The 22,955-nt window shown below is 56.1% G+C and carries 18 protein-coding genes; 7 read left to right on the forward strand and 11 right to left on the reverse strand.

Annotated elements, in window-relative coordinates:
• Positions 1 to 76: 76 nt before the first annotated feature.
• Genes SR894_RS22815 through tkt form a run of 3 tightly spaced genes read right to left on the reverse strand, consistent with a single transcriptional unit; the run spans position 77 to position 3,140 of the window.
• Positions 77 to 802, reverse strand: coding sequence for an LrgB family protein (locus SR894_RS22815; protein ID WP_223289203.1), 726 nt, complete (start codon positions 800 to 802; stop codon positions 77 to 79).
• Positions 792 to 1,145 (reverse strand): CidA/LrgA family protein, encoded by a 354-nt coding sequence (locus SR894_RS22820; protein WP_133733586.1) that lies wholly within the window; start codon positions 1,143 to 1,145, stop codon positions 792 to 794. The genes SR894_RS22815 and SR894_RS22820 overlap by 11 nt, the downstream gene beginning before the upstream one ends.
• Before the next feature lie 3 nt (positions 1,146 to 1,148).
• Positions 1,149 to 3,140: a transketolase gene (gene tkt, locus SR894_RS22825; RefSeq protein WP_223289204.1), complete on the reverse strand. Its 1,992-nt coding sequence runs from the start codon at positions 3,138 to 3,140 to the stop codon at positions 1,149 to 1,151.
• 254 nt (positions 3,141 to 3,394) lie between these two features.
• Between tkt and metK the strand changes: the two genes are divergently transcribed.
• Positions 3,395 to 4,615, forward strand: coding sequence for a methionine adenosyltransferase (metK, locus tag SR894_RS22830; protein WP_133733588.1), 1,221 nt, complete (start codon positions 3,395 to 3,397; stop codon positions 4,613 to 4,615).
• 142 nt (positions 4,616 to 4,757) lie between these two features.
• Positions 4,758 to 6,428 (forward strand): NAD-dependent DNA ligase LigB, encoded by a 1,671-nt coding sequence (gene ligB, locus SR894_RS22835; RefSeq protein ID WP_422822673.1) that lies wholly within the window; start codon positions 4,758 to 4,760, stop codon positions 6,426 to 6,428.
• A gap of 3 nt (positions 6,429 to 6,431) precedes the next feature.
• Here ligB and SR894_RS22840 read toward each other — a convergent pair whose 3' ends face one another.
• The gene (locus SR894_RS22840; RefSeq protein ID WP_223289206.1) at positions 6,432 to 7,367 is read right to left on the reverse strand and encodes an AEC family transporter; all 936 of its coding nucleotides are present in this window, start codon (positions 7,365 to 7,367) and stop codon (positions 6,432 to 6,434) included.
• 142 nt (positions 7,368 to 7,509) lie between these two features.
• Between SR894_RS22840 and metF the strand changes: the two genes are divergently transcribed.
• Entirely contained in the window at positions 7,510 to 8,352 is an 843-nt protein-coding gene (gene metF, locus SR894_RS22845; RefSeq protein WP_133733591.1) for a methylenetetrahydrofolate reductase [NAD(P)H], read from the forward strand.
• 101 nt (positions 8,353 to 8,453) lie between these two features.
• On the opposite strand, the gene SR894_RS22850 is transcribed toward metF, so the two are convergent.
• The 4 genes from SR894_RS22850 to prlC all read right to left on the reverse strand — a co-directional run bounded on the left by SR894_RS22850 (position 8,454) and on the right by prlC (position 14,429).
• Complete coding sequence (locus SR894_RS22850; protein WP_223289207.1) at positions 8,454 to 10,655, reverse strand: TRAP transporter permease; 2,202 nt, start codon at positions 10,653 to 10,655, stop codon at positions 8,454 to 8,456.
• Positions 10,656 to 10,758: 103 nt separating this feature from the next.
• The gene (locus SR894_RS22855; protein WP_133733593.1) at positions 10,759 to 11,751 is read right to left on the reverse strand and encodes a TAXI family TRAP transporter solute-binding subunit; all 993 of its coding nucleotides are present in this window, start codon (positions 11,749 to 11,751) and stop codon (positions 10,759 to 10,761) included.
• 321 nt (positions 11,752 to 12,072) lie between these two features.
• On the reverse strand, positions 12,073 to 12,324 hold the full coding sequence (locus SR894_RS22860) for a YheV family putative zinc ribbon protein (protein ID WP_133733594.1): 252 nt from the start codon (positions 12,322 to 12,324) through the stop codon (positions 12,073 to 12,075).
• A gap of 56 nt (positions 12,325 to 12,380) precedes the next feature.
• Positions 12,381 to 14,429: an oligopeptidase A gene (gene prlC / locus SR894_RS22865; RefSeq protein WP_223289211.1), complete on the reverse strand. Its 2,049-nt coding sequence runs from the start codon at positions 14,427 to 14,429 to the stop codon at positions 12,381 to 12,383.
• A gap of 238 nt (positions 14,430 to 14,667) precedes the next feature.
• On the opposite strand from prlC, the gene SR894_RS22870 reads away from it, so the two are divergent.
• The 3 genes from SR894_RS22870 (at position 14,668) to SR894_RS22880 (ending at position 17,402) form a co-directional block, all read left to right on the forward strand.
• Complete coding sequence (locus SR894_RS22870) at positions 14,668 to 16,008, forward strand: sodium-dependent transporter (protein ID WP_223289208.1); 1,341 nt, start codon at positions 14,668 to 14,670, stop codon at positions 16,006 to 16,008.
• Positions 16,009 to 16,056: 48 nt separating this feature from the next.
• Positions 16,057 to 16,602, forward strand: coding sequence for a gamma carbonic anhydrase family protein (locus tag SR894_RS22875; protein ID WP_223289209.1), 546 nt, complete (start codon positions 16,057 to 16,059; stop codon positions 16,600 to 16,602).
• A gap of 128 nt (positions 16,603 to 16,730) precedes the next feature.
• Entirely contained in the window at positions 16,731 to 17,402 is a 672-nt protein-coding gene (locus SR894_RS22880) for a metal-dependent hydrolase (protein ID WP_133733597.1), read from the forward strand.
• On the opposite strand, the gene SR894_RS22885 is transcribed toward SR894_RS22880, so the two are convergent.
• The 3 genes from SR894_RS22885 to SR894_RS22895 are packed head-to-tail and all read right to left on the reverse strand — an operon-like array spanning position 17,378 to position 21,442.
• Complete coding sequence (locus tag SR894_RS22885; protein WP_041159564.1) at positions 17,378 to 18,760, reverse strand: sigma-54-dependent transcriptional regulator; 1,383 nt, start codon at positions 18,758 to 18,760, stop codon at positions 17,378 to 17,380. The two genes, SR894_RS22880 and SR894_RS22885, sit on opposite strands and share 25 nt — an antisense overlap.
• Entirely contained in the window at positions 18,753 to 20,672 is a 1,920-nt protein-coding gene (locus SR894_RS22890) for a sensor histidine kinase (RefSeq protein WP_041159565.1), read from the reverse strand. Before SR894_RS22890 ends, SR894_RS22885 begins: the two co-directional genes overlap by 8 nt.
• A complete protein-coding gene (locus tag SR894_RS22895; protein ID WP_223289210.1) occupies positions 20,669 to 21,442 on the reverse strand; it encodes a GntR family transcriptional regulator in 774 nt (257 codons plus the stop codon). The genes SR894_RS22890 and SR894_RS22895 overlap by 4 nt, the downstream gene beginning before the upstream one ends.
• 297 nt (positions 21,443 to 21,739) lie before the next feature.
• Between SR894_RS22895 and lldD the strand changes: the two genes are divergently transcribed.
• The gene (gene lldD, locus SR894_RS22900; protein WP_133733598.1) at positions 21,740 to 22,894 is read left to right on the forward strand and encodes an FMN-dependent L-lactate dehydrogenase LldD; all 1,155 of its coding nucleotides are present in this window, start codon (positions 21,740 to 21,742) and stop codon (positions 22,892 to 22,894) included.
• Positions 22,895 to 22,955: the final 61 nt, after the last annotated feature.

Here is a 22,955-nt window from a genome sequence, read left to right on the forward strand (position 1 = left end):
TTCAACAATGATCGAAATAGGCCATTGCGATGATAACGTATTTCAGTGGTCGATTCTTATCAACTGCCCGTGCCCATCAGCCTCCCATGCCTACCAATCGCCAGGCGAGAGGCAGCAGCACCGCGGTGAAAATACCGGTAAGGCTCATACCCAGTGATGCAAAAGCCCCAGCGGTGGGACTGATCTCAAACGCTCTTACCGTGCCAATGGCATGCCCGTTAAGCCCCAGAGCGAAACCGATCAAGCGCTCGTCGTCAATATGCAGCCAACGCGCAGCGAGGCTGACACAGGGAATGGTGATCACCCCTGTCACCAACAGCGCGCCCAACAGCAGTGCCGTGGTGCCGCCAAGCTGCTCCGTAATACCGATAGCGATAGGCGCCGTCACCGATTTAGCGGCAATGGAAGCGAGTATGATGTCCGAGCTGCCCAGTAACCAAGCAATTGCCAGCGAGTAGCAAGCCGCCAGCGTCGCGGCGATGGGCAAACATATCGCCAAAGGCCGCCATAGCTCAACGATCCGCGGCAACTGTTGATAAAGCGGCATCCCCAGCGCCACCGTGGCTGGCCCCAACAGCACCGTTAACCATGTGGCCCCCTGCTGATAGGTAGTGTACGGCAGCCCTATTAGCGCTAACGCTCCCGCCAGCAGCAGCGCTGCGATCAAAATAGCGGGCAGCCAAGAAGGGCGCCTTAAACGTTGGAACAGAGAGCTACCCAGCAAATAAGCGGTGAGCGTTAACCCCACCGCAAACAGCGGGGTGGTGGTTAATAGAGTAAGCAGCGGTGTATCAGCGGACATTGGGTTGCCCGATTAGTCGCTTGAGCAGCCACAGAGTAGTCACCACACTGAGTAGCGTGCCTACCACCAGGGCGATTAGGATAGCCGTCCACTGACCGGCCAGTTCACCGATGATGAAAAATACCCCCACAACGCCGGGCATAATCAGCATAGCAAGGAGCGCAATCAGTGGTTGGGCAGCAGCGGCAATGCTGGTAGGGACTCGGCCTCGAACGGCGAGCGTCGCGCAGAGCAGCAGCATGCCGATCACGCCTGACGAGATCGGCAAAGCGGTGAAGTGGATCACCACTTCACCGATAAGCCAGTAGCTAATCAACCACAGAAAGCCACTGAGTACTGGCATGGCTTAGCCGAGTAGTTCGTTGGCTTGCTTGACCACATTCTCGACGGTAAAGCCGAAGTGTTTGAACAGATCACCCGCCGGCGCGGATTCCCCGTAGGTGGTCATGCCGATCACGCGGCCTTCCAGGCCCACGTACTTGTACCAGTAGTCGGCGTGAGCGGCTTCGATGGCGATACGTTTGGTCACCGCTTTGGGCAGTACGCTCTCACGGTACTCGGCGTCCTGACCGTTAAAGCGATAGGCCGAGGGCATGGAGACTACGCGTACCGCTTTGCCCTGCTGTTCGAGCTCGGCGGCGGCGTCCATGGCCAGGCCGACTTCAGAACCGGTGGCAATCAGAATCAACTCCGGCGTCCCTTCGCTATCTTTCAGAACATACGCACCGTTTTGAATCGCTGCCAGCTGCGCTTTCGTGCGCTGCTGATGGGGCAGATTCTGGCGTGACAGCACCAGCGCGGTGGGGCCGGAGTGACGCTTAATCGCCGCATCCCAGGCGGCGGCGGTTTCGACCGCATCGCAGGGGCGCCAAGTGTTTAGATTCGGCGTCGTGCGCAGGCTGGTGAGCTGCTCAATGGGCTGGTGGGTCGGGCCATCTTCACCCAGACCGATAGAGTCATGGGTAAACACATAAATCACCTGCTGGCCCATCAGCGACGCCATGCGGATCGAGTTACGCATGTACTCCATGAAGATCAGGAAGGTCGCGCCGTAAGGCACCAGGCCGCCGTGCAGGGCGATGCCGTTCATGACCGCCCCCATGCCAAACTCACGCACACCGTAGTGCAGGTAGTTGCCGCTGGCGTCTTCCGGGGTGATCGCTTTGGCGCCTTTCCAGAAGGTCAGGTTAGACGGCGCCAGGTCGGCACTGCCGCCCAGCAGTTCCGGCATTTGCGGGCCGATCACATTGAGCGCTTCAAACGAGGCTTTGCGTGAGGCAATGGTCTCGCCACGCTCTTGGGCCTGCTCAATTAAGGCTTCAGTGGGCAGTTCCGCGGGCAGCTGGCGCTTCATCCGACGGGTGAACTCCCGCGCTTCCGTGGGGAAGGCTTCCGCGTAGCGGGCGAAACGCGCGTCCCACGCCTGTTGAGCTGCTTTGCCAGCTTCACGAGCATCCCAGGCGGAGTAGATCGGCTCGGGAATATGGAACGGGGCATGGGGCCAGTCGAGCTGGGTGCGCGCCAGAGCCACTTCGTCATCGCCTAAGGGGGCACCGTGAGCGTCTTCCTTGCCCTGCTTGTTGGGGGCACCAAAGCCGATAATGGTCTTGCAGATAATCAGGCTCGGCTTATCGTCGTGGCTCTTGGCCAGCTCGATCGCGGCTTTCACTTCTTCAGGCTTGTGACCATCTACATTGGGCACCACGTGCCAGCCGTAAGCTTCAAAACGCTTGGCGGTATCGTCAGTAAACCAGCCTTCCACTTCACCATCGATAGAGATGCCGTTATCGTCGTATACAGTGATCAGCTTACCCAATTGCTGGGTACCGGCCAGGGAGGCCGCTTCATGGGAGATCCCTTCCATTAAGCAGCCGTCACCTACAAAGCACCATGTGTGGTGGTCAACGATGGTGTGGCCGGGGCGGTTAAACTGCGCCGCCAGGGTTTTTTCAGCAATCGCAAAACCCACGGCGTTGGCAAAGCCCTGGCCCAGCGGGCCAGTGGTGGTCTCAATACCCGGGGCGTAGCCAAATTCCGGGTGTCCGGCAGTGGGCGAGTGCAGCTGGCGGAAATTCTGCAGCTGTTCCAGGCTTAGCTCGTAGCCGCTGAGGTGGAGCAGGGAGTAAAGCAGCATGGAGCCGTGGCCATTGGAGAGCACAAAGCGGTCACGATCGGCCCACTTGGGGTCTTCGGGGTTGTGCTTGAGGTAGTCATTCCATAGCACCTCGGCAATATCAGCCATACCCATGGGGGCGCCCGGGTGGCCGGACTTGGCCTTCTGAACGGCATCCATGGACAGGGCGCGAATGGCATTGGCTAGCTCAAAACGGGACGGCATGGGGGTGCTCCTCGCCTGAAAACAGAAATTATAAAGGCGCTATTGTCGCTGACTTCCCATGTTGCGGCAAATGTAGCGGCAAATTCTCGGGATCACGTTCTGGGAAGCATCGCCGACAGCGTGTAGACTCTGCCTCCCGACGCGGTAGAAAAGTAATGCTATCGCTTCACTAATACGGGCAGGGGTCACCTGCCATGATTTCCTGCTGATGCTGTGGATTACATACAGCCGTCATACAGAGGGTAGAGTGCGCGATGAGCGAATATTCCCTGTTTACCTCCGAGTCCGTCTCCGAAGGTCATCCCGATAAGATTGCCGATCAGATCTCTGACGCAGTGCTAGACGCCATTATCGCCCGCGATAAACAGGCCCGCGTTGCCTGTGAAACCATGGTGAAAACCGGGGTGGCGATCATTGCCGGCGAAATTACCACCTCCGCCTGGGTTGATTTAGAAACCCTGGTGCGCGATGTGATTATCAGCATTGGCTATAACTCGTCTGATGTCGGCTTTGACGGCGCGACCTGCGGCGTGGTTAACCTGATTGGCAAGCAGAGTGTCGATATCGCCCAGGGCGTTGACCGCAGCAAGCCGGAAGATCAGGGTGCTGGCGACCAGGGCCTGATGTTTGGCTACGCAACTAACGAAACCGACTCGTTTATGCCCGCGCCGATCCACTACTCTCATCGGTTGGTCGAGCGTCAGGCCGAACTGCGTAAAAATGGCCTGCTGCCGTGGCTGCGCCCGGATGCCAAGAGCCAGGTTACCTTCCGCTATAACGCCGAAGGCCAGCCCTGCGGTGTCGATGCCATCGTTCTCTCTACCCAACATGACCCAGAGATCGATCAGGAAGACCTGCGCAAAATGATCAAGCGTGAGGTCATTGAGCAAGTCATCCCCGCCGAGTGGCTGGATGACACCACCCAGTACCATATCAACCCGACCGGCAAATTTGTGATTGGCGGCCCGGTAGGCGACTGTGGTCTGACTGGCCGCAAAATCATCGTCGACACCTACGGCGGCATGGCGCGCCACGGTGGCGGTGCGTTCTCCGGCAAAGACCCCTCTAAAGTGGATCGCAGCGCCGCCTATGCGGGCCGCTATGTGGCTAAGAACGTGGTGGCCTCAGGCCTGGCTGACAAGTGCGAGATTCAGGTCTCCTACGCGATTGGCGTTGCCGAGCCGACCTCGGTCTCAATCGATACCTTCGGCACCGGTAAAATTGACGATGCCAAGATCGTTGCACTGGTTCGCGAGCACTTTGATCTACGCCCCTACGCGATCACCAAAATGCTCGATCTGCTGCACCCGATGTATCAGCTCACCGCCGCTTACGGCCACTTTGGCCGGGCACCGTTCGAGCACAGCTACACCTGGAGCGACGATAAAGGCCAAGCGCATACCGAAACCTTTACCGCCTTCCCGTGGGAAAAGATTGATAAAGCTGACGCACTGCGTAAGGCCGCCGGTTTGTAAGAGATTTGCTATACCCTTTGTAAGAAATGGATTAAATCGCCCCTTTGGCTTCGGCCGGGGGCTTTTTTTATGCGCTGTTTCAACCCCCTGCGCTACGCTAAGCCTAAAGGCTGATGTGTTACCGCGGGGGTAAGGAATGTTGTTGAGTGTACGAACATGGCTATTGGGCGGCCTTATCGGGCTTGTCACTTTTTCCGCACAGGCTGCCCAATGCCCTGATTGGCCGGAGGAGCGCCTAAGCCGCGAAAGCCAGGCGCTGGCCGAGCAGGTTCACCGCTGGGACACCGCCTACCACGACGAAGGCGTTGCGCTGATCGATGACGCCCTTTACGACCAAGCGGTTGAGCGCCTAGCCACTTGGCAGCGCTGCCTGGGCAATGTACCTGACCATCGCCCGCTTACGCGCGTTACACACAGTAGCGGCACCCTTGAGCACCCGGCGGCGCAGCGTGGGCTTGATAAAGCCGATGACGATGGCGTCAGGCGTTTTACCAGTCGCCGCGAAGACCTGTGGATCCAGCCCAAAGTGGATGGCGTGGCGATTACGCTGCGCTATGCCGATGGTGAACTGGTCGAAGCCGTTAGCCGTGGCGACGGCGAGCGGGGCCAGGACTGGACAGCCCGTGCCCAACAGATACCTGCCATTCCCAATACGCTACCCGAGCCTGTTTCTGCAGTACTCCAAGGCGAGCTGTATTGGCGGTTAACCCAACACGTGCAGTCACGCTCACCCGCATCGGGTGCCCGGGGGGCGGTGGCGGGAGCAATGGCGCAATCCTCCCCCACAGCGGCCACTCTCGAGCGCATTGGCCTGTTTGTCTGGGGCTGGCCGGATGGCCCGACTGACATGGAAAGCCGCTTAGCCCAACTGAGTGCGCTGGGCTTTGACACCGCTGAGTATACGTATCCGCTGGATGATCGCCGTGATGCCGCCTACTGGCGCGATAGCTGGTTTAACGGGCCGTTGCCGTTTGCCACCGACGGGGTGGTGATCAAGCAAGCTGAGCGACCCGGCGTGCGTCGCTGGTCATCTTCGCCGCCTGAATGGGCCATTGCCTGGAAATATCCCGCTCAGCAGGCGCTAGCGGAAGTGCGCGGCATCGAGTTTCGCGTTGGGCGCACTGGGCGTGTGACGCCGCTGGTATGGCTTAATCCGGTGCTGCTGGAGGGGCGGCGTATTAGCCGCGTCTCGTTAAGCTCACTGGAGCGCTGGGAGACACTGGATGTCCGTCCCGGTGACCAAGTAGCGATTTCGCTAGCGGGATTAACGATTCCCCAGTTGACCGAGGTGGTGTGGCATACCCAAGAGCGCTCGCCGCTGACTCCTCCGTCACCCCAGCGCTACCACCTGCTGAGCTGCTTTGAATTAACTGCTGGCTGTGAAAACCAATTGCTGGCGCGGCTCACCTACCTTGGCGAGCAGCTTGGTATGCAAGGTATCGGTGAAGGTACCTGGCAAGCGCTGATGGACGCGGGCGTAGTCACTCATTTATTGGGCTGGCTGAACGTTGAACCAGGCCAGCTGCAACAGGCCTACGGCATTGGGGAGGCCACCGCTGATGCGTTGCTGGAACAGTTTCAAGTCGCCCAGGGCCAGCCGTTTGCGGCTTGGCTGAGTGCGCTGGGGGCGCCGCCGGGTAGCGAGTCGGTTCGCGGGAATTGGGATGAGTTAGCGGGCTACCAGCGCGAAGAGTGGCAAGCCGTTCCCGGCGTTGGCCCGGTTCGCGCTGAGGCGCTGGTAGCGTTTTTTCGCCACCCCGCGATACAGCATATGGCTCAACAGCTTAACGAGGCGGGTGTTGCCGGTTTTTAATCACTAACCCAGCCCGGTGAGTCGCAGCATCAAACCCAGATAAAGCGGAATCAGCAGCGGCGCGAGCAGTGTCGTCACCAGCACCGCTAATGCGCCTTTTTGCGGCTGAATGCCCAGCTCCATAGCGACCACTACCACGTTAGCCGCCATAGGCACCACGCCCAGCAGTAGCAGTGCCATGGCAAGCTCAGTGGAGAGTGGAGCGAACCACTGTAATACTAAAACGGCCACTAACATGACGAGCGGCCATAGCAGGTAGCGCAGGCCTAAACAGGCGACTACAAAGCGCGTATCCCAGGCGGAAAGCGTTACCTGGCTGAGCGTCATACCAATAATCATCATGCCGAGCAGTGTGTATGTGGCTGGGAAGACTTGCAGCGAACTCATGACTGCAGCGGGTATAGTGATTTCAAGGGCGCTAAGCAGTAACGCGAATAGGAACGCATAGATCAGCGGTAAGCGAGAAATTTTGATCATGCTCTCACGTACTGAAAAACGTCCACGTGCGCTAAGGTAAAAGCCCACGGTAAATTCGTAAATATTAATCCCCAACATACAGAACAGGTAAAGAGTAACGCCTTCAGGGGGCAGTAAAATCAGCGCAATCGGTAGGCCAAAATAGCCGGTATTCCCCGTTCCTGAGGAGAACGCCAGCAAGGCCGCTTCCTGCTCGCCAAAACGGTGGCGAGTAATACGCTGTACCACCAGTGCCATCAGGCTGGCCAGAATGAACAGCGCTAATGTGAGAAAGAGGTAGTCAGGTGTTGGGCCGCCATTCATCAGCGCGCGAAAAATCGTAAAAGGCGCGATCAGGTAAACCAGTAGGGTCGCAATCGGGCGAGGATCTAGCTTGAGTCGTTGGGCGGCGAGCCAGCCTAGTCCCACGTAGCTGAGTAGCATAAGTAACGGCCCAACGAGCGCCCCAGGTGCAAGATCCATTTATCCTCCCGTCATATGTGGTGGCTCGCTAACATGAGCCGAATTAAAGGCCAAGCGTGGAATCTTTCATTAGCCCCGGCGCGCTGGAACAGCGAGAATACCTCAAAATATCACTACTTTTGATCACTAATAAGGAAATCCCATGAGCAGCCATGAGCATCCGCTAGGTATCAGCTTTGAATTCTTTCCGCCCAATACCGATGCTGGGCGCGACAAGCTGATCCACGTTCGCGATGAGCTGGCCGCCCGGAACCCACGGTTTTTCTCGGTGACTTACGGTGCCGGCGGATCTACCCAAGCGCGTACCCGTGAGGTGGTGCGTGCGGTTGGTGAAAGTGGCATTAATACCGCTCCGCATCTCTCCTGTATCGGCAGTGAAAAAGCGCAGTTGCGTGATCTGCTGGTGCAGTACCGCGAGGAAGGGGTCGAGAGCCTCGTCGCGCTGCGTGGTGACATGCCTTCTGGCATGGGAAGCATTGGCGAGCTACGTTATGCCAACGAACTGGTTGAGTTTATTCGTGCAGAAACGGGCGACCATTTTGATATTGCGGTGGCTGCTTATCCTGAATCTCATCCACAGGCGCCTAATCTTGATAAGGATGTAGAAAACTTTGCGCGTAAAATGAAGGCGGGTGCCAATATGGCCATCACCCAGTACTTCTTCACCGCTGACGCCTATTTCAACTTCGTCGATAAAGCCCGCGCACTGGGCGTTAAACAGCCGATTATTCCCGGCATTATGCCGATTACCAACTACACCAAGCTGGCGCGTTTCTCTGACGCTTGTGGAGCCGAGATCCCGCGCTGGATTCGCAAGCAGCTGGAGTCCTATGGCGACGACAGCGAAGCGATTGCTGCCTTTGGCACCGATGTAGTGAGCCGTCTTTGCCAGCGATTGCTGGAGGGCGGCGCGCCAGGCCTGCACTTCTACACGCTTAACCAGGCGGCGCCGGTGCTGAAAATCGTCGACAACCTGACCGATTAACCAAGCCTCTTTTCTTTGCCTACCTTGCGGCCATTAAAAACCCCGCTCAACAATTGTTGAGCGGGGTTTTTTTACGTTTAGCGTTTAGCGGCTTAAATCAATCAGCCAGCTTGCGCCGTTTTGCTACCACCACCGTGCATCTTACGCTGCATCATGAATAGCACGATACCAATCGCAAGGCCGGCAATGTCGGTATAGATACCGCCGTAGATTAAAAACAGCGCGCCCACCAGCATGACGACACGCTGCACTAGGTTAACGGGGCCAAAGAACCACGCTTGAACCATACCAGAAAGCAGCACAATACCTAGCGTCGCGGTTAACCCAACGCGCAGGATCTGCATCGGTGAGCCTTCCATCAGCATGGCCGGGCTGTAGAAGAACATGAACGGCACAATGAATGCGGCCAAGCCAATCTTGAACGAGGCCACCGAGGTGCCCATGGGATTGTCGCCGGAGATACCGGCCGCGGCATAGGAGGCCAAGGCAACAGGGGGGGTAATCGCGGAGACGACCGCAAAGTAGAACACGAAGAAGTGGGCAATCAGCGGTTCAATGCCGATGTTGATCAAGCCGGGAGCGACCACGGAGGCGGCCACCGCATAGGCGGCGGTGGTAGGCATACCCATGCCGAGTAGAATACTGATCAGCATGGCGAACACTAGTGCCAGTAGTTGGCTCACGCCCGCTAAGCCAAGTAGCAGCGACGAGAAACGCGCGCCCACACCGGTCAACGAGATCACCCCGACGATTAAACCCGCGCAGGCACACACGGCGATAATCTGAATCGACATAGTGCCCGCTATTTGCAGCGCTTTAAGAATCGCACGAAAGCCCATTTTATTGGGTGAGAGCCAGCTAACCACCGCGGCTGAAGCGGTTGCCAAGGTGCCCGCGCGAATGACCGAGTAGCCCATAAACAGGGCGACAATCAGGATAATAATCGGCGCGAACAGATAGACCTGTTTTACCAGCTTCGAGAACAGCGGGATCTCATCTTTGCGCATGCCACGCATGCCTTTACGGGCGGCTTCAAAGTCGACCATAAAGTAGATTGAGGCAAAATAGAGGATCGCTGGAATGACCGCGGCAAGGGCGATTTCGGTATAGGGGATACCGGTCACTTCGGCCATGATGAACGCACCTGCGCCCATAATCGGCGGCATGATTTGCCCACCGGTTGAGGCGGCTGCTTCAATGGCGCCTGCGCTACGGGCGGGGTAGCCGACTTTCTTCATCAGGGGAATGGTCAATGAGCCGGTGGAAACCACGTTACCCGCGGACGTGCCGTTAATCATACCCATCAAGCCAGAGGCAAAAATGGCCACCTTGGCGGGGCCGCCACGAGCACGGCCAGCGGCTGCAAAAGCAAAGTTAACGAAGTAGTCGCCAACTTTAGAGGCCTGTAGGAAAGCGGCAAAGATAATGAACAGAATGATATAGGTCGATGATACCGCAGTAGTGGGGCCGAGAATGCCTGCGTCGGTATACACCTGGCTAAAGAAGCGCTGAAGTGACAGCCCCGGATAGCCTAAAAAGCCTGGTAAATAAGGGCCAGCGAATACGTAGGTTAGGAAAACCGCCGAAATGACCACCAGGGCCAAGCCCGCTACACGGCGAGTCAGCTCTAGAATTAATAGAGAGCCTGCGATCGCCGCCCAGGAAATGCCTGATGGCGCAAAAGAGGTACCCGTCGACATACGGATATTGGTGTTATAAGCCACTAATAAATAGCCAGCGCTGGCCAGCGCGCAGACCATGAGTACCAAATCGGCAGGGTTGAAGCGGTGCCGTGCCTGACGATAAAACCATGACAACACAATGGCACCCGCCGTCGTGGCCATGAGCGGATAGCCGTAGTGCCAGTTTTCAACGTTCGGGTCTATGCGCATCGCTTCGCCGCTGAGCGTCTGATGCATTAAAAAGACTTGTGCCAGGGTATAGGCAGCGGGAATCAGTAGTGCGTAGCTAAGCCATTTGATCCAGTCACCTGACGCCTGGTGGTCGTCGTCGGCAAAACGGGCACCGGCAAAGAGCCCGTAACCGAGAATAAGCGCACCGGCAATATGCACGATACGGAACGACCAGGTTTCCATCGGATATACGTTAAGTGAAATCAGATGGAAACTTGAGTAAGCGATCGCTAATGCCGCAAACAGTAGGAACTGCCAGCCCGTAAACAGGCGGCGATTGGGTTCAACAACGTCTTCATCGACACCATCGGCAATGGACTCTGGTATCACTGACGCCACGTGGGCATCATCCTTGAGATCATTGGGTTCTTGGTCGGTTTTGTGACTCATTAGAGTTCACCCTCACAGCAAAAGCAGACAAAGGGGTAGCAGCAGCGAAAGCTGCCCCGCCCGGCGGGGCCGGAAACGGGGCAGCCAGAACGGAAAACGTTGCTTAGTTGATCATGTCATCAGCAATTTCATAGCCGTTCTCTTCGTACCAGCGTGCAGCGCCGGGGTGAAACGGCAGCACGGTGTTGTGCTTGATGTTTTCAGGAATGGTGGTTTCAGCACTGCGGTGAACAGAGCGCATGCGGTCGTTGTTTTCCATGGTGGCCTTGGTGACTTCATAAACGAAATCTTCCGGCAGGTCGCAGCCAGCGATAGCGAAGTTCCACATGGAGACAGCGCGAGCGTCCTCTTCCAGCGTCGTATAAGTGTTGGCTGGAATCATAAACTCAGCAACGGGGAAGTTTTCCAGCACGGTTTCCATTTCTTCTTCAGTGAACTCAATGATGTTCACATCTGTTTGTACTTCTAACTGGCTAACGGCGGGGATGGGAATACCGGCCGCGAAGGCAACAACGTCAAGCAGGCCATCCTGCAACTGACCGCCCAGGTCTGACCAGCCACCATTACGGCGCTCGAAGTTAACGCCCAGGGTTTCTAAAATGGCCGGGAAGTAGGTATCCGAGGTTGAGGCGGCCGGGCCAAAACCGATGCGCGCGCCATCAGGAATGTCGGAAATCGACTCGATGCCGCTGTCAGAAAGCGCGGTAATCGAGAACGGCGTTTCGTACATGGGGAACATGGCGCAAACGTTATCCATCTTCATGCCCGGCGCCAACGGGCTTTCGCCTTTAACGGCATCAGAAGCGGGGCCCATGGTGGTTAAGCCAAATGCCATGTCGCCTGTGTGCACGAGCGCCAGGTTTTGCGTCGGGCCGCCGGTGACTTCACCGCCGCCAGATACGCCTAACTCATCGGCAATAAAGTTCGCCCAGCCTGAACCGTAAACGAAGTAAGTGCCGCCTTGGCTAGCAGTGCCCACGGTAAAGTTATCGGGCCAATCGGAGCGGTCTGCTTGCGCTTGGGCACTGCTGGCAGCGGCTACTAGCAGAGCGCTGCTGGCGAGAAGAGTGAACGTTTTAGGCATATGTTTGCGCATGGCGAAAATTCCTAGCTGTTATTGGGGTTATATACTGGCAGCGTCAAAAGTTGCTACCAGTCGATACTGCGTTAAGCAGGGTATCCAGGGTATATACCAGCGATAGTTGTGCCATTTAAAATTTATGTTTTTAAAAACAAATATTTATATATTTTTTATGCGACTTTGGTGGAAAGGGCTTTTTGCCAGAGTGTCCGGTTGTTCACACGTCGGCGATTATTAAATGTGCGGATAACCACACATAAATGATGTTGCTCGCGCACTATTGGTTGTGAGGGAGTAAGGCGAGAGTGAACACGCCATCCTTGGCGAGGAGGGGATTTAACGCGAGGGTTTACCTGGATCCAAAATACGTACGGGCTGCACATCCTGCTGTTTCTGATCGTCGCGCACTTGATTCACCCGGGTGGTCATTTCGTTAAGCGCGTCCTCCTCTATAGGCAGTTGCTCGAAGAAATCGCAGCTGACGCACTCCCGGTAGCGAATGCCGTTTTGCTCCCAGGCGCGGATACGATCCATCGCAGCGCAGCGCGGGCAAGTAACACCGGCGATAAAGCGTTTCACACTTGACATCATTAGACTCCAAGAGCACGCCCCCTAAAGCGGGGGCGCGCATAGGCTTTACAAATTTAAGCAGCGCGAATGCCACTATGGCGCAGCAGTGGTTCAACGCTTGGTTCTCGGCCTCGAAAGGCGACAAACAGGTCGGCGGCATCGCGGGCACCGCCCTGCTCAAGAATTTCGCGACGAAAGCGCTGACCCGTTTCCGGATCAAAGATACCGGCCTCTTCAAAGGCGCTCCAGGCATCTGCTGAGAGTACTTCAGCCCACTTGTAACTGTAGTAACCGGCAGCGTAGCCACCGGCAAACACATGGCCAAAGCTATTTTGGAAGCGGTTGAACGACACTTTTGGCAGCACCGACACTGCTTCGCGCACCTCATCTAACAAGGCTTGCACATCGCTGGCGCTGGGGGCGCTAAGTTCATGGTGCAGACGCAGATCAAACAGCGAGAACTCGATTTGGCGCATCATGCCCATCGCCGACTGAAAATTCTTGGCCGCCTGAAGGCGCTCAAGTAGCTCTGCTGGCAGCGGTTCGCCGCTATCCACATGTTTGGCGAGAAGATCTAAGCCTTCACGCTCCCAGCAGTAGTTCTCCATAAATTGGCTAGGCAGCTCGACGGCATCCCAGGCGACGCCATTAATGCCGGAAATATCGGCAATATGCTGCTGGGTCAGCATATGGTGGAGGCCGTGGCCAAACTCATGAAACAGTGTGGTGACTTCGTCGTGGGTGAGCAGTGCCGGGCGGCCGTTTACCGGAGCGGTAAAGTTGCAGGTCAGGAAGGCGACAGGCAGTTGCAGACCCTGCTCGGTTTGACGCCGTACCCGGCAGTCAGCCATCCACGCGCCGCCACGCTTGCCTTCTCTGGCGTAAAGATCCAGATAGAAACCGGCCATCGGCTGACCGTTTTCGGTGATGCGGAAATAGCGCACGTCGTCGTGATAGCGAGGCGCTTGAGTATCTTCTTCAAAGCGCACGCCGTAAAGGCGTTCAACTACCTGAAACAAGCCATCCACCACCTGGGGTGCGGGAAAGTAGGGGCGTAACTGCTCCTGAGAGATCGAGTGGCGCGCTTCGCGCAACTTTTCACTGGCATAGGCAACATCCCACGGCTCCAGCGTTTCCAGGCCGAGTTCCTCACGGGCATAGGCACTGAGTTCTGCAAACTCCTCCTTCGCTTGAGGCAACGCACGGCGGGCTAAATCGTTGAGAAAATCGAGCACCTGCTCGGGAGATTCCGCCATCTTGGTGGTGAGAGAGTAATCAGCGTAGGTGGCAAAACCGAGCAACTGGGCCATTTCATTGCGCAGTGCCAGGATCTCTTCCATGATCGCCGCGTTATCGAATTTGCCCGCATCTGGGCCTTCGTCAGATGCACGGGTAACGAAGGCGGTATACACCTCCCGGCGCAGCTCGCGGTTATCGGCATAGCTAACCACCGGGAAGAAGCTGGGGAAATCCAGGGTAATACGGTAGCCCGCAACGCCTTTCGCCTCGGCGGTGGCTTTTAAGGTGTCGAGCGCACTTTCCGGCACCCCCGCTAACGCTTCTTGGCTATCGATGTCTTTGTGCCACGCCTGAGTGGCATCCAGCACGTTATTAGAGAACTGGTTTGACAGCAGTGAGAGTCGCGACTGAATCTCGCCGTACCGGGCTTTCTGGTCAGCAGGCAGAGCAACACCGGCTAGGCGGAAATCACGTAGGGCGTTCTCCACGGTTCGCCGCTGGGCGGCATTCAGATGTTCCCAGGCCGGGCCATCTTTCAACGCTTGCCAGCCATGAAATAACCCTTCGTGTTGGCCTACCCAGGTGCCGAAGTCAGAGAGCTTTTCGAGGCATGCCTGGTACGCTTCGCGCATTTCTGGGGAGTTCATGGTGCCATTGAGGTGAGAGACCGGTGACCACGCCTTGGTAAGCCGGTCATTAACTGCTTCAAGCGGTGCCGCAAAATTGCCCCAGGTAGGTGGGGTGGTGGCTGCCTGTTCAGCCAGGCGATCAATGGCCTCACGACTTTCGCTTAGTAACGTTTCCACGGCAGGTTCCACGTGCTCTGCGCGAATCTCGCCAAAGGGAGGCAGCTCGTGGGTTTCAAGTAGCGGATTGTTGGACACAGAGTTGGAGGACATAGACACCTCGGGTGGCATGCTTTTAAAACCTGATTCTAAAAACCTAGTTCTAAAAACATAAGTATTAAAACGTCAGGAACGCGCAAAAAGAGCGCAATAATAATGACACAGTGCGGGCGGTGGGGCCGTGTTTCAATGCTAGGTTCAATAACAGGGTTTGGCCTGCACGCAAGTGCCTGCTAGTCTTGCCGCCTTTTAATGCCACCAATGGCAGGAGCATGTGATGAGTGAAACGCTGGAGCGCTGGGGGTCGAAGCGGGCCTTTATCTTGGCGGTAACAGGTGCTGCGGTGGGGTTAGGCAACATCTGGCGCTTTCCTTACGTGGCGGGAGAGAACGGCGGTGCGGCGTTTTTACTGATTTACGTGGCGTTTGTGCTGCTTCTGGGTATTCCGGTGATGATGGCGGAGATTCTGATTGGTCGTGCCGGGCGGCGTGGGCCGATGCAGGCGTTGAGTGCCTTGGCGGCCGAGGCGGGGGCTTCGCCTCGCTGGCGCTGGCTGGGGCTATTCGGGGCGTTCACCGTATTCTGCATTTTATCGTTCTACTCGGTGGTGTCCGGCTGGTCGATCGAGTTTTTGGTGGCCTCTGTTAACGGCAATTTCAATGGCGCGAGTGCCGCTGAGATTGGCGCTGGTTTTGATGCCTTCTTGGCCAACCCAGGGCTGCTGATCTTCAATCACTCACTGTTTCTGTTTATGACCATGACGGTTGTAGCGGCGGGCGTTGCCAAGGGGTTAGAGCGGCTCAATAACCTGCTGATGCCGCTGTTATACCTGCTATTGCTGCTATTAGCGGGCTATGCTGCGACCACTGACGGCTTTGCCCCTGCCTTGGCGTGGCTGTTTTTACCCTCTTTCGAGGCGCTAACCCCGGCGGTGGTCGTCCATGCCATGGGGCACGCGTTCTTTACTCTGGCGGTGGGTGCCTGTGCGTTGATGGCGTATGGCGCCTATATGCCGGAAGAGCAAAGCCTGCCTAAAGCCGCTGTGGCAGTCGCCGTACTCGATATTAGTGTGGCGTTACTGGCGGGGATCGCTATTTTCTCGGTGGTGTTTGCTCAAGGCATGGATCCCACTGATGGCCCAGGGTTAATGTTTGTCACCCTGCCCATTGCGTTTTCTGAGCTGCCTTGGGGCTCTGTATGGCTAAGCGTGTTCTTTTTACTGCTGTTACTGGCTACCTGGACATCGGCCATTAATCTCGCAGAGCCGATGGTCGCCACGCTGCAGGGCTTGGGGCTGCGCCGTAGTATCTCGACAGCGATTGTGGCTATTAGCGTCTGGTTGATTGGGCTGTTATCGGCCTTCTCTTTTTCAACTCTGGCGGAGTTTCGGCCGCTATTTGGCCGCAATGTCTTCGAGCTTGTCAGCAGTATACCGCCGGATGTTTTTTTGCCTTTGGGCGGCCTATTGATAGCTATTTTTGCGGCTTGGGTAATGCCTCGCGATAGAGTGGTGAGCGCATTAGGCGTTGGTGAAAGTTGCTACTTGGTGTGGCGCAATATCATCCGCTGGGTGTCCATTCCGCTGACCTTTATTGTTCTGCTGGCCGGATTGCTATAGTGAGGTAAATAATCCTCTAACTGTCGATTAGAACCCTAGGAGCGAGTTATGAGCAGTGCCTTACGAGCGTATCAAGGTATGGAGCCCCAACTGGGCGAGCGCGTTTACATTGATCCGGCCAGTGTGGTTATCGGTGATGTGGTGATGGGGGATGACTGCTCTGTCTGGCCGATGACGGTTATCCGTGGCGATATGCACCGTATTCGTATCGGAGCGCGTACCAGCGTGCAGGACGGCAGCGTGCTACATATTACTCACGCCAGCGACTTCAGCCCGGAGGGGTTTCCGCTCACCATTGGCGATGATGTGACCATCGGCCATAAAGCGATTTTGCATGGCTGCACCTTGGGAAGCCGCATACTCGTTGGTATGGGTGCGATTGTGATGGATGGCGCGGTCGTTGAGGACGAAGTCATTATCGCCGCTGGCGCTGTGGTAACGCCGGGTAAGCATTTGGAAAGTGGCTATGTGTATGCCGGTAATCCGGCTAAAGCGCTGCGGCCACTTAAAGAGAAAGAGCGTGCGTTCTTTCCGTACACTGCTGGTAACTACGTTAAATTGAAAGACCGCTTTCTGGCCGAAGTCACCCGCTAGAGACTTTTTCTAGGCCTTCCCTAAGCGATTGCTAAGCCAACCTTTTTTCTGAATAAGTCATGTCGCGGATGCCGGAAATCTGTTAATTTATACAGCTTTCTGTTTTGCATACTCTGGGATGCCGCGTCATGGCTAATTTTCGCACGCATATTACGGTAGCAGCGGCGGGCGGCATGCTGATAGCTTACGCAGGCTGGAAAGGGCAATGGTGGCCGCCTACCCAAGCGGTGATGATAATTGCGCTGGTCACATTCGGGGGCATTTTGCCCGACATTGATGCTGACCGATCCCACTCTATCCGCTTGATATTCAACCTGCTTTCAGTGCCTGCTCTGGTGTTGGGTGCTCTGCTGCTGCAGCCATGGCTGACGCCGGGGGCATTGTTGATTGCCTGCGGTGGGATCTACTTCTGTGTACGCTATTTGGCGGGAGTGCTGTTCTCGCGCTTTACCGTGCACCGCGGTATTTGGCATTCACTGCTAGCGGGCGGGCTATGTAGCCTGCTCACCGCCGCGCTAAGTTTTAATTTACTCAACCAGCCAGCGTGGCTAGCGTGGTCTCACGGTGCTGCCACCTTGGTAGGGTTTTTGATCCACTTGAGCTTGGATGAGATATACAGCGTTGACCTTGAAGGCGCGAGGCTTAAGCGCTCGTTTGGTACGGCGCTCAAGCTAGGCGACAGTCGGCGGCCCATGTCCAACCTACTAATGTTGATTGCTACATTAACGCTGATACCTTGGGCGCCGCCTTGGTCGGTATTGGGTGATTTACTGCATCACGGCTCGCTGCTGTGGCGATAGTCGTCGGCATTGAGGCCGTGTTTTTTAAGTTTGTCGTAAAAGGTTTTGCGCGGAATGCCCAAGTGGCGACATACGTCGGTTACCCGTCCATGGTAACGCGCCAATGATTGGCTGATCAGGCTCTTTTCAAACAACTCTACCTGGCGCGGTAAAGTAGGCTCTTCGGTGTCGGCATTGACCCCTTCCAGCAGTGCATCCAGGCGATAGTCAAAGGCGGCGCCCAGTAGCACGTAGCGCTCGGCAAGGTTGCGCAGCTCGCGCACGTTGCCGGGCCAATCATGGGCCAGTAGGGCGGCAATGGCGGGGCTATCGAGGGTCGGTGCCTCCAGGCCGCTGCGGTTGGCAGCGACCACGGCAAAGTGCTGAAACAGCAAGGGGATATCCTCACGCCGCTCGCGCAGCGCAGGCAGCGGCAGGGTGACCACGTTTAGCCGGTAGTAAAGGTCTTCGCGAAAACTCCCCTCTTCGGAGGCGGCTTTGAGATCCACCTTGGTGGCTGCTATTACCCGAATATCGAGTGGGACCGTTTCATTGGCGCCCAGTCGTTCTACGCTGCGCTCTTGCAGTACCCGCAGCAGTTTGACTTGCAGCGCCATGGGCATCGATTCGATCTCATCCAAAAACACCGTGCCGCCGTTAGCGTGTTCAAACTTGCCGATCCGCCGCTCAACGGCACCCGTGAAGGCGCCTTTTTCATGGCCGAACAGCTCGGACTCGATGGTGTTTTCGGGCACTGCACCACAGTTGATTGCCATAAAGGGGCTATTACGCCGGGCGCTGCGTTCGTGAATCGCACGGGCCACGAGGTCTTTGCCGGTGCCGGTCTCCCCAAATAGCAGTACATCGGCCTCTACTTGGCTAATGCGCTGAATCATTGCGGCCAGCCGCGAAATGACCGCTGTGCGGCCAACTAAGCGTGGCCCAAGCGCGGCTTGCTGCACTTCCAGTTCGGCTTTAAGGCGGTGGTTTTCCAAGCTGAGCTGGCGCTTCTCTATGCCCCGACGCACCACATCCAGCAGTTGATCACCGGCAAAGGGCTTCTCAAGAAAATCCCAGGCCCCTGCGCGCATGGCTTCTACGGCCGTAGAAATATCGCCGTGCCCAGTAATTAAAATAATCGGCAGAGTGGCGTCTCGGCTGTGTAACTCATGGAGTAGCGCCATGCCATCCATTCCCGGCATGCGGATATCACTGACAATAACACCCGGAAAGTTTGGCGTTAGTGCCGCCAGGGCTTGTTCTGCTGACTCAAAGCAGTAGGGCGTATAGCCCGCAAGTTCTAGGGTTTGGCTGGCGGTGATCCGCAGATGCGGTTCGTCGTCGATCACCATGACCGGCAGCGTCGACGGCTCATGCATAAGAGGAGTTCTCCTGGGTGTGGGCTAACGGTGAGTGGGGCAGGGTAATGGTGAAGCGAGCGCCACCTTCGGGTTGATTAGTTGCCTGCAGCTTGCCGCCTAAATCGTCCATGATCCGTGACGAGATCGAGAGGCCCAAGCCTAAGCCACTCCCCGGCGCCTTGGTGGTAAAAAAGGGTTCAAAAATATGTCCTAAGTGCTCCTCGGGAATGCCTGGGCCATTATCGCTAACGCTAATAATGACCTGCTGCTGGTGGATATGGGCGCCGAGAGTAAGTTGTGGCGCAGGTACGCCTTTCATGGCCTGCAGCGCATTGCCGATTAAATTAACCAGCACCTGTTCCAGGCGCACCAGGTCACCTTTAACCCATAAAGTTTCAGCAGGCCAATCCTGAACAATAGTGATATTGCCTTCACGCAGGCGGCTTTGAAACAGGCGTAGAGCGTAGTCGATGCAGGCTTGTACCGAAATAGTTTCCTGGCGCTCGCTGCTCTTACGCGAAAACTGGCGCAACTGCGCGCTGATGTCCGCCATACGTTCGGTCAGTTCAACAATTTGTTCCAGGTTAGCATCCGCTTTTTCGTGGCGAGCTAATGTCATAAAGCGACGGGCGTTTTCTGCGTAAGCACGAATAGCCGCCAGGGGTTGATTAAGCTCATGGTTGATGCCCGCGGCGAGCTGCCCCAAAACAGCGAGTTTGGCGGCTTGAATAAGCTCATCCTGGGTTTGGCGTAAGTTGGCTTCAGCGCGGCGGCGCTCTTCAATTTCATCCGAAAGACGTTGGTTGCTGGCTACCAGATCGCGGGTGCGGCGTTCTACGCTAACTTCTAGTTCGTCACGCACGCGTGCCAAGGTGTTGCGCTCCCGTTCGGCAAACGCTTCACGCTCACGGCGTAGCCTCAAGCGCTGCCAGCCAATGCCAGCGCCAAGAGTAACCACGCCGTAGAGGCCGCCTGCCATCAGGGCAGCTATCCACTGAGCGCTAATCACCGGTGTTAGCGGCTTTAAAATATGCATTTGCCAGCCAAACTCAGGAATATGTCGGGTCAGACTAAGATAGTCGCTGCTGCTCAATGGGCCTTGGGAGAAACTGACCAGCTGGCTTCCCTGCCGGTAAGGCGCATCGACTTCAATACCCGAGGGTGACAACGGCTCCATGGCATAGCGACGCGTTTCTCTTAGGGCTTGGCGCTGCTCATCGGTGAGTGGGTAGAGCGCATTCATGCGCAGCTCGGGGTGGCTGGCCATGAAAATGATGTCGTCACTATCAGTAACAAAGAGTTCGGCATCCTGCTCTGCCCAGCTATCTTCAACGTCATCTAACAGCACTTTAACCACTAGCACGCCGTCTGGCTGTGCGTCTGGCGAGGTGTCGTCTAGCCATACGGGCGATGAAAAGTAGTAACCCCTTTCAAGGGATTTGATGCCCAAACCAAAAAAACGTCCCTGGCCTCCGGCAATGGCATCGGTGTAGTAGGAGCGGAAAGCATAGTTCTGGCCAATAAAGGTGTTAGGGCGGTGCCAATTACTGGCGGCGATCGTGTCGCCATCGCGATTGAGTAAATAGACGTCTGAAACTCCCGCAGTAAAGCGGAAGCGATCCAGCAGCATATTGAGTGGCATCGGGTCTTGGCTATCGGGAGAGGCCAAAAAGCGCTGAACGCCCTCCCGAGTGGCAAGCATTTGCGGAAGGTAGTCGTAGCGCAGTAAATAGCCGTTTAAGTTGGCGGCAGACAGCCGCAACTCATTCTCTGCATCGTCCTGTAAGTTGGAAAGTGCTTGTTCACGCGCCAGTTGGGCGGCCTGCCACATGCACAACAGCAAGCCGAGTGAAATAACCAGCAGCCACAGACGCCGCCAGCGTGGTGGCAAAGGTGGGGGCGCCTGGTTATTGATGCCAGCACTGTTCATGCTGATGTCTTGCTACTGCCTTGAGCGCGACGAAGGGCGCGCTGAGCGCGCGTTTCTGCACGCGCCATCTCCAGTAACCCTTCTTCAACAAACACTAAGTGCTCATGGGCGCGAGCACGGGCATCCTCAGCGCGTCCCTCCAAAATGGCATTGAGTAGGGCGCGGTGTTGTTGCATTAACTGGCTGCGTGAACCTTCCTTGGCAAATAAATGGGCCAGGTTATTTACAATGCTCTTTTCCAGCAGGTGAAAAATGCCGCGAATGGTATGCAGCAGTAGAACATTGTGAGCAGCTTCGGCAATTGCCAGGTGAAATGCCGCATCTAGCTTCGCTTCTTGGATAGGATCGGCACCGGCAAAACCGCCGTCGAGTTCTTCAAAACGTTGAATAAGTATGGCTTTATCGGCGGGTGTTGAACGCAGCGCAGCGTAGTAGGCGGATATGCCTTCCATGGCGTCGCGGAATTCAAGTAAGTCTAGGTTAAACTCGCCATGTCGGGAGAGCATCTCCAGTAGGGGATCGGTATAACCATTGCTGAGGTCGTCGTTAACAAAAGTGCCGCCGCCTTGGCGGCTGGTAAGTAAGCCACGAGCGGCCAGTTTCTGGATAGCTTCCCGTAAAGAGGGGCGCGAAACGCCAAATCGTTCGGCTAATTCACGTTCGGGGGGTAAGCGCTGACCTGGTTTCAGGCTGCCTTCCAGCATCATAGCTTCAAGGCGTTCAGTAATTACATCGGCCAAGCGCTGCTGGCGGAGCGGGGGGTAGCTCATAGTGAATAGCTCATGTCGATTAGCGTCCGCAATTGGTAAGACCAATATTAAGATCTTTGAAGTATGATCTCAAGCGCCTATGAAGTAGGTTTTAACGCTAATAAAACGCATTAATAGAGATTTTAAACTAAAGTTTAAGGGGTTTGGGCCTTAAGGGGTGATATCACTGTTTGACACGCTTAGGGCGGCTCACTACTGTTGGTGCTAGTTTTTTGTCAATTGGTAAAACCAATTTTCCACTTTGGGGTGCCGGTGTATAGCGCATCCATTGTATAGGGCTATTGCACAGGACTATCCATGATCATTTCAGCTTCCACTGACTATCGCCAAGCGGCCAAGCGTCGTATTCCCCCTTTTCTTTTCCATTATGCCGATGGTGGTTCCTACGCTGAGCATACGCTGCGGCGCAATGTCGAGGATCTGGCTGGTGTAGCGCTGCGTCAGCGCGTGCTTAAGGATATGTCTTCGTTATCATTAGAGACTGAGCTGTTCGGTGAAAAGCTTGCTATGCCTATTGCTCTGGCGCCTGTGGGGTTGACAGGTATGTACGCTAGGCGTGGCGAAGTTCAAGCGGCGCGGGCGGCTGCTAATAAAGGTATACCGTTTACACTCTCGACGGTATCGGTGTGTCCCATTGCCGAAGTGGCTGCAGCAGTCGATCGGCCCATCTGGTTTCAGCTTTATGTACTGAAAGACCGGGGTTTTATGAAGCATGTTCTGGAGCGAGCCAAAGCTGCTGGCGTCAAGACGCTGATCTTTACGGTTGATATGCCGGTGCCAGGTGCGCGCTATCGTGATGCTCACTCAGGTATGAGTGGTAAGTATGGGTCGATGCGGCGAATGGCTCAGGCCGCAATGCACCCTTTCTGGGCCTGGGATGTCGGTATTAATGGTCGCCCCCATGACCTGGGTAACGTATCTGATTATCGCGGCAAGCCAACGGAGCTTGAGGACTATATTGCTTGGCTGGGTGACAACTTTGACCCGGCTATTTCATGGAAGGATCTAGAGTGGATTCGTGAGCTCTGGGATGGCCCAATGATCATCAAGGGGATTCTTGACCCCGAAGATGCCCGTGATGCGGTTCGCTTCGGTGCCGATGGTATCGTTGTTTCCAATCATGGTGGTCGTCAGCTCGATGGGGTTCCCTCTACTGCACGTGCTTTGCCTGCTATCGCTGATGCGGTCAAAGGAGACTTGGCCATTCTGGCTGACTCAGGCGTGCGTAATGGCCTCGATGTTGTGCGGATGATTGCCTTGGGTGCGGATACTGCATTAATAGGGCGTGCCTTCATTTATGCACTTGCCACGGCTGGAGAGTCCGGCGTTTCCCATCTGCTTGAGCTATTTGAAAAGGAGATGCGTGTTGCAATGACGCTCACCGGGGCGCATACCATAGCCGATCTTGGGTCGGATTCGCTGGTGCCAGATTCAATCCGTGGCATCCAGTGAGCATTACCTGCACCTTTATCTAAATCTCGTTAAAAAACCGCTTGCCAACCCGTCAGCGAAT

The sequence above is a fragment of the Vreelandella neptunia genome (assembly GCF_034479615.1).
GTDB classification, from domain to species: Bacteria; Pseudomonadota; Gammaproteobacteria; order Pseudomonadales; family Halomonadaceae; genus Vreelandella; species Vreelandella neptunia.